This is a genomic window from Streptomyces sp. NPDC057302 (genome assembly GCF_042667685.1).
Taxonomy (GTDB): domain Bacteria; phylum Actinomycetota; class Actinomycetes; order Streptomycetales; family Streptomycetaceae; genus Streptomyces.
Genome location: NZ_JBHUZJ010000026.1, coordinates 86,158 through 101,862, shown reverse-complemented (window position 1 = coordinate 101,862; position 15,705 = coordinate 86,158). Strand labels below are relative to the sequence as shown.

Below are 15,705 nucleotides of genomic sequence, written 5' to 3'. Positions count from 1 at the left end.
GCGTCAGTTGTTAATACGACACCGCTGGGACCCGCCGTGCCGCCCGCGGCGCCGCCCCCCCATGGTCCACAACTCCCTGTTCGGTGGGTGGGGCCCGCACCGCACGGCCCGGTCCGGCCACCACCGAGATTAGATCCCCGCAGGTGCGCGCGCCGGGCGGCCCGAGCCGCGCGTCAGGCAGTACCCCCCGATGCCCGCGAGGGCGCCGAGCACACCGCCGGCCGCGGTCCACAGCCAGCGGGACGACCACCAGCCGGACGCCCAGCCGTCCTCCGGCGCACTGGAGGCCGCCGCCATCTTCGTGCCGACCCCCGGCACCAAGGGCTCCGCCAGCGCGCCGTCCACCGCCTGCGCACCGCCCGCGTCGTTCGACGTGACCTTCGTCGCCGCCCGCATCGGCAGGCCCAGGTCGTCCGCCTTGAGGCCGGTGACCGTCAGGCGCGCGTAGTACGTGCCGGGCAGCGGGTCGTTGGCCCACGGCTCGGCCCATCCGCGCACCGTGCGCAGGGTGCAGGACAGCTCGACCGTGCCGGCGTCCTGAGCCGCCGCCTTGGTCTGCGCGCCGAACCGGCACGCCTGGTGGCGCCGCAGCCCGTCGTACACATCGAGCTGCCAGGTGGATTCGCCGTGCCTGGTGGCCGCGTCGGGCAGCTTCACCGTGGCGTGCACGGTGGGGCGCTGCCCGGTGTCCGCCGGGAACGACCAGTACAGGTAGTCGCCGGTGGACGCCTCCGCCGTCGCCTCCTGGTCCAGCGGGATCGCGGTCGCCGTACGGAAGGACGTACCGGCCTCGGTCGGCGCGGCACTCTTCTCGTCGTCACCGGAGTCGGCCGCGGCGGCTGCCGCGGCGCCCACCGTCCCGCACAGGGCGAGCAGCGTGGCCCCCGCCAGCACTCCGGTCCTTCTCAACACGCGTGTCGCATCCATCAGTTGGTCCTCCAGACCGCGAAGCGCCAGCGCGAGACCCAGCCCCAGACCAGACCGGCGACGAAGCCGGTGAGGACCAGCACGCCGAGGAGCCACCAGCCGTTGCCCAGGCCGAAGGACGCCACGTCCGAGGCCTCGTCGGGCGCGTCCACCAGGTCGACGGCCAGTTCTACGGGCAGACCCGGAGTCGTCTTGACGGAGGAAGGTGCCGAGAAGGAGTTGCTGACCTGGAGGCACACGGTCTCGGGGGCGGGCTCGCCCCCGTCGGTCTCCTCGTCGTCGTCCTCCTCCGGCTTCGGGTAGCGCAGACCGGTGGAGATCACGTCCGTACGCCCGTCGCCCGCCTCGGATCCGCGCACGATCTCGCGTCCGTGCGTGGTCGAGGCCCGCAGCAGTACGCCGTAGTCCTGGTTCACCGCGCGGTCGGCGCCGACGCTGACGGAGGCGCGCAGCTCCTGGCCGGGCTTGACGTCCACGCGGTACCAGCGGTGCTCGCCGAACTTCTCCCGGTCGGTGTAGACGCCCGCGTTCAGCTTCGGGGCTTTGGAGCACTGGGCGGCGCCCTCGGCGGCCACCGGGGTGGCCACGGGGTCCGCCGCGCGGTCCACCAACTGCTTGACCCGGCCGGAGAGTTCATCGGTGTGCCGCACCGATGTGTACGTACCTCCGGTGGCCTCGGCGATGCAGCTCAGCTGGTCGCGGGTCTTGGCGTCCGGCACCAGGCCGAGCGTGTCGACCGTGAGGTGGATGCCCTCGGCGGAGATCTTGCGGGCCACCTCGCAGGGATCGAGCGGCTGGCAGGTGTCCTCGCCGTCGGAGATGAGGACGATGCGTCGGCTGCGCTCGGCGCTGTCGTCCTTGAGGTCGTCGGCGGCCTTCAGGAGCGTGGGGCCGATCGGCGTCCACCCGGTGGGCGCGAGGGTGGCCACCGCGGTCTTCGCTTCGGTGCGACCCGCTTGGTCGAGCTCGGCCACCGGGTAGAGGAGCTCGGTATCCTTGCAGCCCGTCTTGCGGTCGTCGCCGCGGTAGTTGGCGCCCAACGTGCGTATGCCCAGCTGGACTTCGTCCGGCGTGGCGTCGAGTACCTCGTTGAACGCCTGCTTCGCCGCCGCCATCCGGGACTTGCCGTCGATGTCGCGGGCCCGCATCGAACCGCTGACGTCGAGGAGCAGCTCGACCTTGGGCGAGGGCCGTGCCGGTTCTTCGTCGTCGGCGGCGGCGGAACCCGCCGTGCCGAGTCCGGCGGTCAAGGCGGCGAGCAGGGCGAAGGCCCCGGCCGCCAGCCGATGTCTTGTGATCATCGCCGGATCTTATTGATCTTGGCGTGCATACCCAAACCGGCAGGTGGGTATCAGTCTTCCCCGCCTCGGCTCACGGCGTCGCCCCGGCCGGCCCCTTTCGGCTCACCCCTTCAACTCGCGGCCCCCGAACGCCCCGCCCCCGTCGGCCTGCTTCCACCACGTCTCGAGCCCCGTCTGGTCCATGGACCGCCAGAGCGGAGTCTCCTCGACGAGCGCGAGGCCAAGGCGCCTCCCGAGATCGACCATCGCGGCCCCGGCGACGGTGCGGTCCGTGTCGTACGTGTCGAGGGCGTCCGGCCAGTTCGTGGCCGTCGCGAAGGCGGACTCCAGGACCGTCGCGTCCTGCAGCGCCTTGACCGCGCCCGCCCCGGTGTGCGGCCGGACGACGGTGGCGGCGTCGCCCATCAGGAGCACCCGGCCCGTGGTGTAGCGGGGCGCCGTGAAGTCGTACATCGGCTGGAGGAAGAGCTCGTCGGGGGTGGTGGCGCGGACGAGGTCGCCCCAGTAGGGCGGCAGCAACTCGTCGCACACGTACGTGAGATGCGAGGCGAGGGCCTCCGTGAGCCCGCCGGGCGGCAGGCTGGTGGGGGCGGTGAGCCGCAGGTCGAGGCCGAGCCCCAGGTCGAGGCCGGGCGGCGGCGCCGTGTACAGGACCCAGTTGACACGGTGACCGCCGATGCCGTCCGGGATGCGGTACACGATGACGTGGCCGCCGGGGAAGACGACGTACGCGCAGTCCTCCCGGTCCCACAGCTCCGGGTCCACGAGGCGGTCGGCGGGGAAGGCGCCGCGCCAGGCGAGATAGCCGGCGTACGCGGGCCGCACGCCGCCGAACGCCGCCGTACGGACCACCGAGCGGTAGCCGTCGGCGCCGATCACGAGGTCGAAGCGCTCGGTGCCCGCGGCGGTGTCCACCGCGGCGTCGTCATCGCCCGGACGCACCTGTTCCACCGCCACGCCCGACCGGAAGACCACGGACTCGGGCACCCGGCCGCGCAACTCGCGCCACAGAGGACCCCAGTTGTACGTACGGAAAGGGAACGGCATGGTCCCGATCTCGTGGCCGAGGGGCCCGGCGGCCGCTCCGTCCCGCACGTACCAGCGGCGCCGCTCCAGCTGCACCCACGGCATGTCCGCGTCCAGATACCCGGCGGAGTCCAGCTCCGCGTACCGGGAGTTGTGCACCGCGAGTCCGACGCCTCGGTCGGCGAGGTGCCCCGCGGCCCGCTCGTACACCGTGATCTCATCGGCGCCACCGCGGTAAGCGGCGAGTGCGGCGGCGCATCCCGCGATGCTCCCGCCCACGACGGCGACCCTGCCTCCACGCATCATCGCGCCATCCTGGCAGCAAGGATGACCCTCTGTCAGCGCAGGGACACCCCGCGTCCGGCGAAGAACGGCTCGAAGTCCGAAAGTGTGATGTCCGCCATCCGCGTCCCGGCGTCGATCCCGGACGAGTTGTGCAGGTGCAGGCCACCGTCCGCCGAACGCCCCGTGACCAGCACCAGATGGCCGCCCCGGCCGGGTGCGGGGCGGTGCGGGCGGCGGATCTCGCAGTGCACCGAGACCATCACCGAGCAGCCCTCGTCGAGCAGGCCGGTGATCTCCTCCACGGTGAGGTGCCGGTGCACCGTGGCGTTGACGCCGTGCACGTCACGCACGTACTGCGCGAACGGGGCGTAGATCAGGCCGTGGATCGTGCCGTCCGTGCCCTGCGTGTACGCGCCGTACTTCAGCGCGCCGTCCCGCAGCTCGAAGAGTGAGGGCGCGGACGGGCCGAGCGCCATCCGCAGACACGCCAGACCGCACAGGTGGCTGCACCAGCGCGCGTAGTCCTCCAGGGTGAGCGCGCCCGATTCCGCCCAGGCCGGGTCGGCCGCGCGGTCGAGCCCGCCGTACACGATCCGCTCGACGAGGTCGGGCGACGCGAACTGGGTGAGGGAAGGGACCCGGCAGGCGGAACAGACAGACACACGACCCCCGTCGTACGGCGATGTCACTGGCGGTAGCCGCTGAGGAAGCGGCCGATGCGGCTGATCGCCGCGTCGAGGTCGTCAGCGTAAGGGAGGGTCAGGATGCGGAAGTGGTCGGGGCGCGGCCAGTTGAAGCCTGTGCCCTGGACGACCTGGATCTTCTCCTGGAGGAGCAGGTCCAGGACGAACTTCTCGTCGTCGTGGATGGGGTGGACCTTGGGGTCCAGCCGCGCGAAGGCGTACAGGGCGCCCTTCGGCTTCACGCACGAGACGCCGGGGATCTCGTTCAGCTTGCGCCACGCCATGTCGCGCTGCTCGTGCAGCCTGCCGCCCGGAGCGGTGAGCTCGCGGATGGACTGCCGGCCGCCGAGCGCGGCCTGGATGGCGTACTGGGCGGGGGCGTTGGGGCACAGGCGCATGGAGGCGAGCATGGTCAGCCCCTCCAGGTAGCTCTTCGCGTGCTGCCGCGGGCCCGTGACGACCAGCCAGCCCGAGCGGAAGCCCGCCACGCGATAGGTCTTGGAGAGCCCGCAGAAGGTGAGGACGACGAGGTCCGGGGCGAGGGCGGCCACGCTGTGGTGCACGGCGTCGTCGTACAGGATCTGGTCGTAGATCTCGTCGGCGAAGACCATCAGGCCGTGGCGGCGCGCGAGGTCCAGGATGCCCTCCAGGATCTCCTTGGGGTACACGGCGCCCGTGGGGTTGTTCGGGTTGATGATCACGACGGCCTTCGTGCGGTCGGTGATCTTCGACGCCATGTCGTCCAGGTCCGGGTACCAGTCCGCGGACTCGTCGCACGTGTAGTGGACGGCTTTGCCTCCGGAGAGGGTCGTCACGGCGGTCCACAGCGGGAAGTCCGGTGCGGGGATGAGGACTTCGTCACCGTCCTCCAGGAGGGCCTGGACCGCCATGGTGACCAGTTCGGACACTCCGTTGCCGAGGAAGACGTCGTCCACGGAGACCTCGTCGAGTCCGAGCGCCTGGTAGCGCTGGGCGACGGCTCGGCGGGCCGAGAGGATGCCGCGCGAGTCCGTGTAGCCGTGCGCCTGGGGCAGCATCCGGATCATGTCCTGGACGATCTCCTCGGGCGCCTCGAAGCCGAAGAGCGCGGGATTGCCGGTGTTCAGGCGCAGGACGCTGTGGCCCGCCTCCTCCAGGGCGTTGGCGTGCTCGATGACCGGACCCCGGATCTCGTAACAGACCTCGCTGAGCTTGCTGGACTGCCGGAACTCCATGCGCTGTGCCTCCCGTGACGTGAGTTACTTGGTTTTACCAAGCTGGAGCTTGGAAAGTCCAACAACTTGCATAGACTGAGTCGCATGCCACCTGCACCCAGGCCTCGCCGAAGCTATGACCAGTACTGCGCTGCCGCCCGTGCCCTCGACGCCGTGGGTGACCGCTGGACCCTGCTGATCGTCCGGGAGCTCCTGGTCGGCCCGCGCCGCTACACCGACCTGCACGCCGATCTGCCGGGCGTGAGCACGGACGTCCTGGCCTCCCGGCTCAAGGACATGGAGCGCGATGGCCTGACGACGCGCCGCCGCCTGCCCCCGCCGTCGGCTGCGTACGTCTATGAACTGACCGGGCGGGGACGCGAGTTGCTCCCGGTCCTGCGGGCCCTCGCCACCTGGGGCACGCCCGCCCTCCAGGAGCGCGCCCCGACGGACGCGGTCCGCGCCCACTGGTTCGCGCTGCCGCTGCTGCGGGCCCTGGCCGGGCTCGGGGCGGCGGGCGTGGTGGAAGTCCGCCTGGGTGAGGGGGAGTTCCACGTACGTGTCGGGGAAGCGGGGGAGTCGTACGGCGACGGTCCCGCGCCCGTGGAACCGGACGCCCGCGTCGTCATGGACGCCGAGACGTGCGTGGCGGTGAGCGGGGGCGTCCTGACGGTGGGGGAGGGCGTCCGGGCGGGCCGCGTCGAGCTGTCGGGCGACGGAGTGCTCGCGAAGGCGCTGCGCGCGTCCTGAACCCCGTGGTAACCCGGCCGTGGCCAAGCGGGGTTGGGCCCGCGGGTCTCCTCCGAACGTCCTGACGCATGTGCCGCAGTGTTCATGATCGGTCACTCGAACACAGGGGCCGAGCAGCACTAGGGTCGTAAGGGTCCATGTCGTCTTTTGGCGTGGGCGACGGCGCCAGCCACGGCGCTCAACAGGGGAACGGGGAACATGGCCAAGAACGGTAACCAGGGAAGCAATCACGCCGTCCGGGTCTTCCGGGTCCAAAGTGCCTTCACCGAGCTGGAGGGGCAGGTACACGGACCCGGGGAATTGGCCGAGGCGACCGGCCTCGACGACTCGACGGTGCATCGCATTCTGCAGTCCGGCATTCATGACGGGGTCTTCGTCCGCGAGGGACGCGGCCTGTACCGGCTGGGTCCCGGGGCCGCGCGGCTGGGTCTGAAAGCCCTCACGCACGCGCCCAACATAGAGGTGACGCACGAGGTGCTGGAGGGCCTGCGCAAGGTCACCGACGGGGGCCTGGTGTTCCTCTTCGGCCTCGCACCCTTCGGCGGGGCCAGGAAGCAGTGCCTGGACATGGCCGTCGGCGACTCGGACCTGGCGGAGCTCGGCATCAGCCGCCGCGCCCTCCTGACGGTCTTTCAGTCGTTGCGTACGGGCGCCTGCGGGCGGGCGATCCTCGCGCACCTGCCGGAGGTCATCCAGGAGGGCGTGCTGGCCGAGCCGCCGCCCGTGGAGGCGGGCCCGGGGGTGTTCAGGGACGAAGGCGCCCTGCTCGCCTCCCTCAAGTCCGTGCGCGAGCAAGGGGTGGCCACCGACTCGGAGGAGTGCGCGGCCGGCTGGAACGGCCTTGCCGCGCCGGTCCGCTGGGACGGGCTGATCATGGGCTCGGTCGCGGTGCTCAAGCCCGACGAGGCCATGCCGCAGTGGCCGGCCGGCGTCGTGCGCGCCATGCGGGAGGCCGCCGGAGTGTTCACCGAGACGGGCGGCGGCGCCTGGTCGGCGCAGACTCCCAGCTCCTTCTGATGACTGCCCGGCCGTCCGGCTGCCTTCGCACGCGAAGGCAGCCGGTGGAATCGACGCCGAAATCGCCGTGTCATCCCGCCGCAACAAAATAGCCGGGCGGGTATCTTGCCGTGTCGCGGCGTTCACACAATATTCGTATCTCGGCACGTGAGAAACGGCGCCCGTTTCTCACGTGCCGGGATTCGCCTCGCCCGCATTCTCGTCCTGCGGGAGAGGGATGGCCTTTCTTGACAAACCGAGGTGCCGGTGGCCAATACTCGGGAAGTGGAAAGCCGGAGTGCTCGCGCTCCGGATTCGCCGTCACGGGGGGGTTGTCTTGGTCCGCGTAGTCGCTGTCCGCCCGCACACGTCGCAAGACGGGGCGGGAGGTGCTGGCCCCGTTCGCGAGGGCCGTGGTGAACAGGCCTCATGGGAGGCGGAGTTGAGAAGGGTCCCGTTGCTCTCGGCGCGGGAGACCGAAGTGTTCCAGCTGCTCGGTGAGGGCTATTCCAACCGCAGTATCGCGCGGCGACTCGACATCGCCGAACGGACGGTCAAGTTTCATGTGGCGCAAGTGCTGAGTAAATTGGGTGTTGAATCCAGATTACAAGCAGGCCTTGTCGCCTTCTCCGGTCGGCGCCTGTACCAAAGTGCAGTTCCGCGCCGAATGAATGCCGGATAGTTTATTTCTGGAAGGAAAGACACGAGGTCACGGGCCCGGTCTTTCTCCAGACTCTCCGGAGGCGCGCGCCGCGCAGGCCCCGGTTTCCGTGGACTCGCCGCTCTTCCACTTCGTGGTGACGGAGAAAGGACACGCCCATGCCGGCCAGGACCGCCGCTCTCACCGAGAGCCCGACGAAGCCCTCCACGGCGCATCCGCCCGAGCCCGCAGGGCCCGGCATGCGCGACCGCGTCGCCACCCTGCACGCCACTCGCGCAGCCGCCGAAGAGGGGCCCGGCGCGCGCGCCACCGAGCAGCAGCACGCCCGGGGCAAGAGGACCGTCCGCGAACGTCTGGAACTCCTCTTCGACGAGGGCTCGTTCACCGAGGTCGAGCAGTTGCGCAGGCACCGCGCCTCCGGCTTCGGCCTGGAGAACCGCAGGCCCCACACCGACGGCGTCGTCACCGGCTGGGGAACGGTCCACGGGCGCACGGTCTTCGCCTACGCCCACGACTTCCGCATCTTCGGCGGCTCCCTCGGTGAGGCGCACGCCACGAAGATCCACAAGATCATGGACATGGCCGTCAAGGCGGGCGCCCCGCTGGTGTCGCTCAACGACGGTGCCGGGGCCCGTATCCAGGAGGGCGTGTCCGCCCTCGCCGGATACGGCGGCATCTTCCGGCGCAACACCAGGGCCTCCGGCGTCATCCCGCAGATCTCGGTGATGCTCGGCCCGTGCGCGGGCGGCGCCGCCTACTCTCCCGCCCTGACCGACTTCGTCTTCATGGTCCGCGAGACCTCCCAGATGTTCATCACGGGACCCGACGTGGTCCAGGCGGTGACGGGTGAGGAGATCACCCAGAACGGCCTGGGCGGCGCCGACGTCCACGGCACGGTCTCCGGCGTCGCCGCGTTCGTCTACGACGACGAGGCCGAATGCCTGGAGGAAGTGCGCTACCTGCTGTCGCTGCTGCCCTCCAACAACCGGGAAATGCCGCCGTCCCACCAGACGGATGACCCCGCCGACCGCCGGACCGACACGCTCGCCGACCTGGTCCCCGCCGAGGGGAACCGGCCCTACGACATGCGCACGGTCATCCAGGAGATCGTCGACGACGGAGAGCTCCTCGAAACGCACGCGGGCTGGGCGGGCAACATCATCTGCGCGCTCGCCCGCCTCGACGGCCAAGTCGTCGGCATCGTCGCCAACCAGCCCTCCCTGCTGGCCGGCGCCCTGGACATCCACGCCTCCGAGAAGGCCGCCCGCTTCATCTCCACCTGCGACGCCTTCAACATCCCGCTGGTCACCCTCGTGGACGTGCCGGGGTTCCTGCCCGGTGTGGCCCAGGAGCACGACGGCATCATCCGGCACGGCGCGAAGCTCCTGTACGCGTACTGCAACGCCACCGTGCCGCGCGTCTCCCTGGTGCTGCGCAAGGCCTACGGCGGGGCGTACATCGTCATGGACTCCCAGTCCATCGGCGCCGACCTGACGTACGCCTGGCCGACGAACGAGATCGCGGTGATGGGCGCCGAGGGCGCGGCGAACGTCGTCTTCCGCCGGGAGATCGCCGCCTCCGACGACCCGGAGGCGACCCGGACCCAACTGGTCAAGGAGTACAGAACAGAGCTGATGCACCCTTACTACGCCGTTGAACGCGGACTCGTCGACGACGTCATAGATCCCGCGCTGACCCGCTCGTCCCTCATCGAGGCGCTGCGTGTCCTGCGGACCAAGGACGTCGACCTGCCGTCGCGCAAGCACGGCAACCCGCCGGCATGACCGGCACCCGGAACACCGCGCTCGCGGTGGTGCGAGGACGGCCCGACGACCTCGAACTGGCCGCCGTCACCGCCGTCCTGAAGGCGATGGCCCAACAGGCTCAGGCACCCGCACCTCCCACGCCGGACCCCGCGCACGCGCGCTGGGCAGGCGATGGCCGTACCCGTCCCGCCGGTTCCTGGCGCTCCGGCGGCAGACACCGGCCGGGCCCCGCAGGCCGCGCCCGAGCCATGGCGTGAGCTGTCGTACGACGCCGGTTTCCCCCACACCAATCGACTGGGAGCGGATAGTGAAACATCCACTCAACCCGATCGACGAGGTCTTCCTGGACATGGACCAGGACATCGGCCTGGTCCAAGGGCAGTTCCTGCGCTTCCGTGGACAGGCCCCCTCGGTGGACCAGCTCCACGAGCACCTGGCGCAGCGGCTGCCCGGCCTGCCCCGGCTGACCCACCGGGCGGTGACCGGGCGGCGCGGAGCGTTCCGTGCCCCCAGCTCCGGCTTCGATCTGCGCGCCCACGTACAGGAGATGAGGCTCCCGGCGGGCACCTCGCTCGACGAGGTGCTCACGGCCATGGTGCGCAGGCCGCTGTGCGAGAGCGGCCCCCTGTGGACGATCCACCTCGTGCACGGCTACTCCGACGAGGAGTACGCCATCTGCTACCGGGTCCACCACGGCCTCGAGGACGGGATGGGGGCGGCCCACGTCGCCGCCGTCCTGTTCGGCACCCCGCACCCGGACCGCACCCGGGGCGGGGAGCGCAACGGGCGGCGCACCGGGCCGCTGTTCACCGCAGGACCCCGTGAACTGCTGCACGGTGCGCTCAGCGTGGGCGTCGGCATGACGCGCGGCCTCGCGCCCGGCAGGCTCTGGCCCCGGGCCCAGGCTCCCGCTCCGGAGAACCTGGCCATGTGCACCACGAGCGCGACCCGGCGTGAACTGAGCGAACTCGGCCGGGGGTTCGGCGGCACGGTCAACGACGCCTTCCTCATGGCCGTGTGGGGCGCGCTGGCCGCCTGGAGCGCGACGGGCGACGGCCACCGCGATGTGCGCTCGGTGTTCCGCGCGTCACCCGTACCGGTCCGGATGCCGCTGAGCACCCGGCACGAGGGCGAGGAGGACGCCGTCGGCAACCACCTCACGACGACCGTGGTCACGCTGCCCGGTCAGCAAGTGCCGCCCGCCGAAGCGTTCACGCAGCTCGTCGGCAGCACCCAGCGGATGCGCTCCAACGGTCTGCGGCCGGCCAGCAGGGCCCTGGTCGCCCTGCTGCCCAAGGCCCTGATCCGCTGGACGGTCAGGCGCCTGCTCAGCCCTCGCTCGTCACCGCTGTACGCCTCCAACTACGCACTGCCCGCCTGTCTTTCCTTCCGCGACGACCCGGTCGTGGACGCCGTGCCGCTCGGGGTGCTGCTTCCGGGCAACGCCCTGTCGGTGACGCTGCTGTCCTGCGGATCCCGGGTGCAGGTGAGCTTCCTGTACGACCGCAGGCTGCCGGGTGCCCAGCGGCTCGCGGCGCTGTGGCGCGAGGCCCTCGACGGATTCGACTCGATGGACGCACTTCCGGCCGCCTGAACGGCCGTCCCCCCCCTCAGCCACCCACTCTTCGGAGGGTTCTCTCATGTCGAGTCCGTCAAGTACACGCGGTCATGCCGTGTGGACCCTGATCGTGACCGGCCTCGCCGTCTTCATGGCCGCGCTGGACAACCTGGTCGTCATCACGGCCCTGCCCGCCATCCAGGAATCCCTCGACACGAGCCTGCAGGACCTGGAATGGACGGTGAACGCCTACACCCTGTCCTTCGCGGTCTTCCTGATGGCAGGCGCGGCGGCCGGTGACCGCTTCGGCCGCCGCCGGATGTTCGTGATCGGCCTCGTCGTCTTCACCGCGGCGTCCGCGGCCTGCGCCCTCGCCGACAGCTCCCAGCAACTGATCATCGCCCGCGCCGTGCAGGGCTTCGGCGCCGCCATCGTCATGCCGCTGACGCTGACCCTCCTCACCGTCGCCGTGCCGCCCCGCAGGCGCGCCATCGCGCTCGGCATCTGGGGCGCGCTGAGCGGCCTCGCCGTGGCGCTGGGACCGCTCATCGGCGGCGCCGTCGTCGAGAAGATCTCCTGGGAGTGGATCTTCTGGGTCAATGTGCCGATCGGCGTGGTGGTCCTCGCCCTCAGCCTGTGGAAGCTCGCCGAGAGCAAGCACCCGCAGAGCACGCTCGACCCGGTGGGCACCGTCCTGGTGAGCCTCGGCATGTTCGGCGTGGTGTTCGCCCTCGTACGGACCACCGAGTACGGCTGGGGCGGCAGCCAGGTGCTGCCCTACCTGATCGGCGGCGTGGCGATCCTCGCGGCCTTCGTCCTCTGGGAGCTGCGCACCCGCCACCCGATGCTGCCGATGCGGCTGTTCCGCAACCGTTCGTTCAGCGCCGTCAACTCCGCCAGCCTGCTGATGTTCGCCGCCATGTTCGGGCTGGTGTTCCTGCTGACCCAGTTCATGCAGAACATCCAGGGCTTCTCGCCGCTCGAAGCGGGCGTGCGGATGCTGCCCTGGACCGCGATGCCGGTCCTTGTCGCGCCGCTCACCGCCCTGCTGTCCGGCCGTCTGGGCAACCGGCTCGTGGTCGCCGCGGGGCTGCTGTTCGAGGCCGTCGGTCTCGGCTGGCTCGCCATGGTGACCGAGGTGCACACCGACTACGCCGACCAGGTCCCCGGCCTCGTGCTCGGCGGCATCGGCCTCGGCCTCTTCTTCGCGCCCGTCGCCGAGATGGCCATGAACATCGTCGCCCCGCGCGACCAGGGCATCGCGTCCGGAGCCAACAACACCTTCCGGGAGCTCGGCGGTGTGCTCGGCGTGGCCGTACTGACGTCGGTGTTCACCGCACAGGGCGGATACGCCTCGCCGCAGAACTTCGTGGACGGGCTCGTCCCCGCCACCTGGATCGGCGCGGGCATCGCCGCCCTCGGCTGCGTCGCCATCCTCACCGCACCGCGCCGGTCCAAGGAGAACAACTCCGCGTGGCAGGACGAGGAGCGCCCGGACACCGAGAAGACGGACCAAGCGGACGACCTCCTGGAGCCCTCACAGCGCTGAGGGCCCCCGGCCCCGGACCCAGCACGCAATCGCCCGCAGTCGACCAGCCAGTGGCAGGGAGTCGAGATGTACGACGCAATAGTTGTCGGCGCACGGATCAGTGGCGCCTCCACGGCCATGCTGCTCGCACGGGCGGGCCACAAGGTGCTGCTGCTCGACCGGGCCGTGTTCCCCGGCGGCAAGGCCGCCGCCACCAACCTGGTCCACCCGCCGGGCATCCTGCGCCTCAAACGCTGGGGCCTGCTCGACGAGTTGACGGCCACCGGCTGCCCGCCCATCACCGAGTACGGGCTGCGCAGCGGGCCGGTGGAGCTGATGGCCCGGCTGCCCGCCGTGGACGGAGTGGGCGAGGCGTACTCGCCCGAGCGCAGCAGGCTCGACCAGATCCTGCTCGACGCCGCGGTCAAGGCCGGTGCGGAACTGCGGGCCGGCGTCTCGGTCCGGGAGCTGATCACCGACGACACCGGCACGGTGACCGGTGTGCGGGGCGAGACGTCGGACCGTACCCCCGTCGTCGAACACGCCCGCGTCGTGGTCGGGGCCGACGGCTCCAACTCGACCGTGGCCCGGCTCCTGGACGCACCGAAGTACGAGGCCCACCCGGTGCTCAACAAGAGCCACTGGTCCTACTGGGAGGGCCTGCCGCACGACGGGCGGGTGCGCACCTACCGCCACGCGGGCAAGCACGCGTTCACCTGGCCCACCCACGACGGGCTCACCATCGTCGGAGTGGCCCTGCCGGTGGCCGACTTCAAGGCCACCAGCGACGAGGACCGCGACCGTACGGTCATCTCCGCGTTCGACGAGGTGGACCCCGAGCGCGCCGAGCTGCTGCGCGCGACCACGCGGGTCGACCGCTGGATGACCGGGTCCGTGCCCAACTTCCTGCGCCGCTCGTACGGCCCCGGCTGGGCCCTGGCCGGGGACGCCGGATACACCCGGGACCCGATCACCGCCGCCGGGATCACCGACGGGCTTCGCGGCGCCGAACTCCTCGCCGCCGCCATCGAGTCGGGCCTGGCGGGCGACGAACCGCTGCGGGACGCCCTCGCGGGCTACGCCCGTGACCGCGACGCCCTGGTCACCGGCCACTACCGCTACACCCGCGACCACGCGACGATCGCCAGCCACTCGCGGGAGGAACTGGCGTTCATCCAGGCCATGAACCGCAGCCCCACGCACGGCCGCGACATGGTCGGCATGTTCGCCACGATCGTCCACCCGGCGGAGTTCTACTCACCGGCCAGCATCCACGCCCTGCTCGACCACCTGGAGCCCGGCGCGGGACCCGGCTGGAAACTGCGCATGGTGCGCTGGCTGGCCCGCGGAGTGCCCCGGCACATACCCGGCGCCACCCGCACGGCCGACCGCCTCGTGGCGAAGAACCTCGGGCCCATGGGGCAGTACCTGGCCTGAGCCAGGCCCGCCCCGCGCCGCGAGCGCTCATCCCTTTCCCTCGTCTTTCCTCATCACCAGCATGGAGGCACGACCATGACCGTCCACACATCGACGGACCTGCGCACCACCTTCCTCTTCCCCGGACAGGGCGGCTTCGACGGCGAGGCGCTGCGCCTGGCCAAGGACAAGTACCCGCAGGTCAGGCAGGTCTTCGAGCGTATCGATGCGGAGACCATGAACCTGTTCTCGCGCCGAATAACCGACGTGCTCTTCGGGGACCACCACAGGGATCTGCGGGACCTCCTCGACGACGACGCCTGGGCCTCCCAGGTCGCCATCTACGCCGCCGGTCTGGCCTCCTACGAGATCCTGGACGCCCAGGGCGTGCGTCCCGACGTCCTCGCGGGGCACAGCCTCGGCGAGATCACCGCACTGGTCGCCGCTGGAGCGTTCTCCGTCGAGGACGGAGTGCGGATCGTCGCCCAGCGGGTGGCGGTCATCCAGCGGCAGAACGGCATCGAGGGCCGCATGGTGGCGTTGTCGGCGGACGCCGACCGCTCCGGGCGCCTCCTCGACCTCCTCGACGACCCGCTGCTGGCCGTCGCCACCGAGAACCACGACGAGCAGACCGTGGTGAGCGGTCCCGGCGACGCCCTCGACCGGGTGATCGCGATCGCCGGACAGCTGGGCATCGGCGCCATCGAGATCGACGCCCCCTTCCCCTTCCACACCCCGGCGCTCGCCCCCGCCGTACCCGAATTCGCCGCCTACGTACGCAAGTTGGACCAGCACCCCTTGCAGCACCTGGTGTACTCGCCGATCCTCCAGCGGTACTACGAGCCCGACGACGCACTGGCCGACCGCCTCGCCGAGCACTTCGTCACCCCGGTGCGGTTCGCGGCCGCCGTGCGCCATCTCCAGGCCGCGGGTGTCACGACGTTCGTGGAAGCGGGCGGGCGGGCCGCGCTGACCAAGCTCGTCGTCCGGCTCACCAAGGGCTCGGACGTACGCGCCCTGCCCTCGCTCTCGATCGACGGTGACGGCGGCCTCGCGCTCGACGCCACCCTGCGGATCCTTCGGGACGCCGGCCTCGCCGGTGCGGCCGAGGCCCCGGGCCTCGCCGAACTCCTCGCCCCCACGGTGCCCGCCGACGTGTTCGAGGCGTACTGGACCGAGCACGGCGACGAGGTGCTCCGGCGCATCGCCGACGACCTGAGCGCCTTCCCCGCGCCGAAGGCCGCGGAGGCAGCGAAGGCCGCGCCGACACCGGCGCCCGCCGCCGCTCCCGCCACCCCCGCCGCACCGGCTCCCTCCGACGCGGCGCCGGACCGTGCCGAGATCCACGCCGAGCTGCGGACCCTGTACGCCGAGGCCCTGGAGTACCCCGAGGAGGTCTTCGAGGACGGCGTGCAGCTGGAGGCCGAACTGGGTGTCGACTCGGTCAAGCAGGTCGAGCTGCTCGCCCGCGCGTCCAAGCAGTACGGCCTGCCCACCCGGGAGGCCGGTTTCCGCCTGGAGAACTACAACACCATGGACAAGATCGTCGACTTCGTGGTCTCGGAGCTGTCCGGCCGGGAGGCGGTCGCGGCGGGCTGAGGGCCTGCGGCGTCCC

Annotated in this window: 14 protein-coding genes; 9 read left to right on the top strand and 5 right to left on the bottom strand. The window is 71.1% G+C overall.

Going from position 1 to position 15,705, the window contains the following annotated elements; all coding sequences use genetic code 11:
- Positions 1–129: 129 nt before the first annotated feature.
- From ACFUPX_RS20175 to ACFUPX_RS20155, 5 genes are all read right to left on the bottom strand, one after another.
- Positions 130–927 carry a hypothetical protein gene (locus ACFUPX_RS20175; protein WP_383323956.1) on the bottom strand — a complete coding sequence of 266 codons (798 nt, stop codon included), beginning with the start codon at positions 925–927 and terminating at the stop codon, positions 130–132.
- Positions 927–2,228, bottom strand: coding sequence for a VWA domain-containing protein (locus ACFUPX_RS20170; protein WP_383323953.1), 1,302 nt, complete (start codon positions 2,226–2,228; stop codon positions 927–929). The genes ACFUPX_RS20175 and ACFUPX_RS20170 overlap by 1 nt, the downstream gene beginning before the upstream one ends.
- A gap of 102 nt (positions 2,229–2,330) precedes the next feature.
- Entirely contained in the window at positions 2,331–3,557 is a 1,227-nt protein-coding gene (locus ACFUPX_RS20165; protein ID WP_383323967.1) for an FAD-dependent monooxygenase, read from the bottom strand.
- A gap of 35 nt (positions 3,558–3,592) precedes the next feature.
- Positions 3,593–4,201: a peptidase gene (locus ACFUPX_RS20160; protein WP_383323950.1), complete on the bottom strand. Its 609-nt coding sequence runs from the start codon at positions 4,199–4,201 to the stop codon at positions 3,593–3,595.
- A gap of 23 nt (positions 4,202–4,224) precedes the next feature.
- Positions 4,225–5,436: a pyridoxal phosphate-dependent aminotransferase gene (locus tag ACFUPX_RS20155; RefSeq protein ID WP_383323947.1), complete on the bottom strand. Its 1,212-nt coding sequence runs from the start codon at positions 5,434–5,436 to the stop codon at positions 4,225–4,227.
- An 84-nt stretch (positions 5,437–5,520) separates the two neighbouring features.
- Here ACFUPX_RS20155 and ACFUPX_RS20150 point away from each other — a divergent pair, with 84 nt between their 5' ends.
- The 9 genes from ACFUPX_RS20150 (at position 5,521) to ACFUPX_RS20110 (ending at position 15,689) form a co-directional block, all read left to right on the top strand.
- Entirely contained in the window at positions 5,521–6,165 is a 645-nt protein-coding gene (locus ACFUPX_RS20150) for a winged helix-turn-helix transcriptional regulator (protein WP_383323944.1), read from the top strand.
- Between the two features lie 198 nt (positions 6,166–6,363).
- Positions 6,364–7,182 (top strand): IclR family transcriptional regulator, encoded by an 819-nt coding sequence (locus ACFUPX_RS20145; RefSeq protein ID WP_383323941.1) that lies wholly within the window; start codon positions 6,364–6,366, stop codon positions 7,180–7,182.
- A 217-nt stretch (positions 7,183–7,399) separates the two neighbouring features.
- Entirely contained in the window at positions 7,400–7,843 is a 444-nt protein-coding gene (locus ACFUPX_RS20140) for a LuxR C-terminal-related transcriptional regulator (protein WP_383323938.1), read from the top strand.
- A 218-nt stretch (positions 7,844–8,061) separates the two neighbouring features.
- Complete coding sequence (locus tag ACFUPX_RS20135; protein ID WP_383323964.1) at positions 8,062–9,606, top strand: acyl-CoA carboxylase subunit beta; 1,545 nt, start codon at positions 8,062–8,064, stop codon at positions 9,604–9,606.
- On the top strand, positions 9,603–9,845 hold the full coding sequence (locus ACFUPX_RS20130) for an acyl-CoA carboxylase epsilon subunit (RefSeq protein WP_383323934.1): 243 nt from the start codon (positions 9,603–9,605) through the stop codon (positions 9,843–9,845). Before ACFUPX_RS20135 ends, ACFUPX_RS20130 begins: the two co-directional genes overlap by 4 nt.
- A 50-nt stretch (positions 9,846–9,895) precedes the next feature.
- The gene (locus tag ACFUPX_RS20125) at positions 9,896–11,182 is read left to right on the top strand and encodes a wax ester/triacylglycerol synthase domain-containing protein (RefSeq protein WP_383323931.1); all 1,287 of its coding nucleotides are present in this window, start codon (positions 9,896–9,898) and stop codon (positions 11,180–11,182) included.
- 46 nt (positions 11,183–11,228) lie between these two features.
- Positions 11,229–12,695 carry an MFS transporter gene (locus ACFUPX_RS20120; RefSeq protein WP_383323928.1) on the top strand — a complete coding sequence of 489 codons (1,467 nt, stop codon included), beginning with the start codon at positions 11,229–11,231 and terminating at the stop codon, positions 12,693–12,695.
- Between the two features lie 66 nt (positions 12,696–12,761).
- Entirely contained in the window at positions 12,762–14,111 is a 1,350-nt protein-coding gene (locus ACFUPX_RS20115; RefSeq protein ID WP_383323926.1) for an NAD(P)/FAD-dependent oxidoreductase, read from the top strand.
- Positions 14,112–14,186: 75 nt separating this feature from the next.
- Positions 14,187–15,689, top strand: a complete 1,503-nt coding sequence (locus tag ACFUPX_RS20110; RefSeq protein WP_383323923.1) for an acyltransferase domain-containing protein — start codon at positions 14,187–14,189, stop codon at positions 15,687–15,689.
- Positions 15,690–15,705 lie beyond the last annotated feature (16 nt).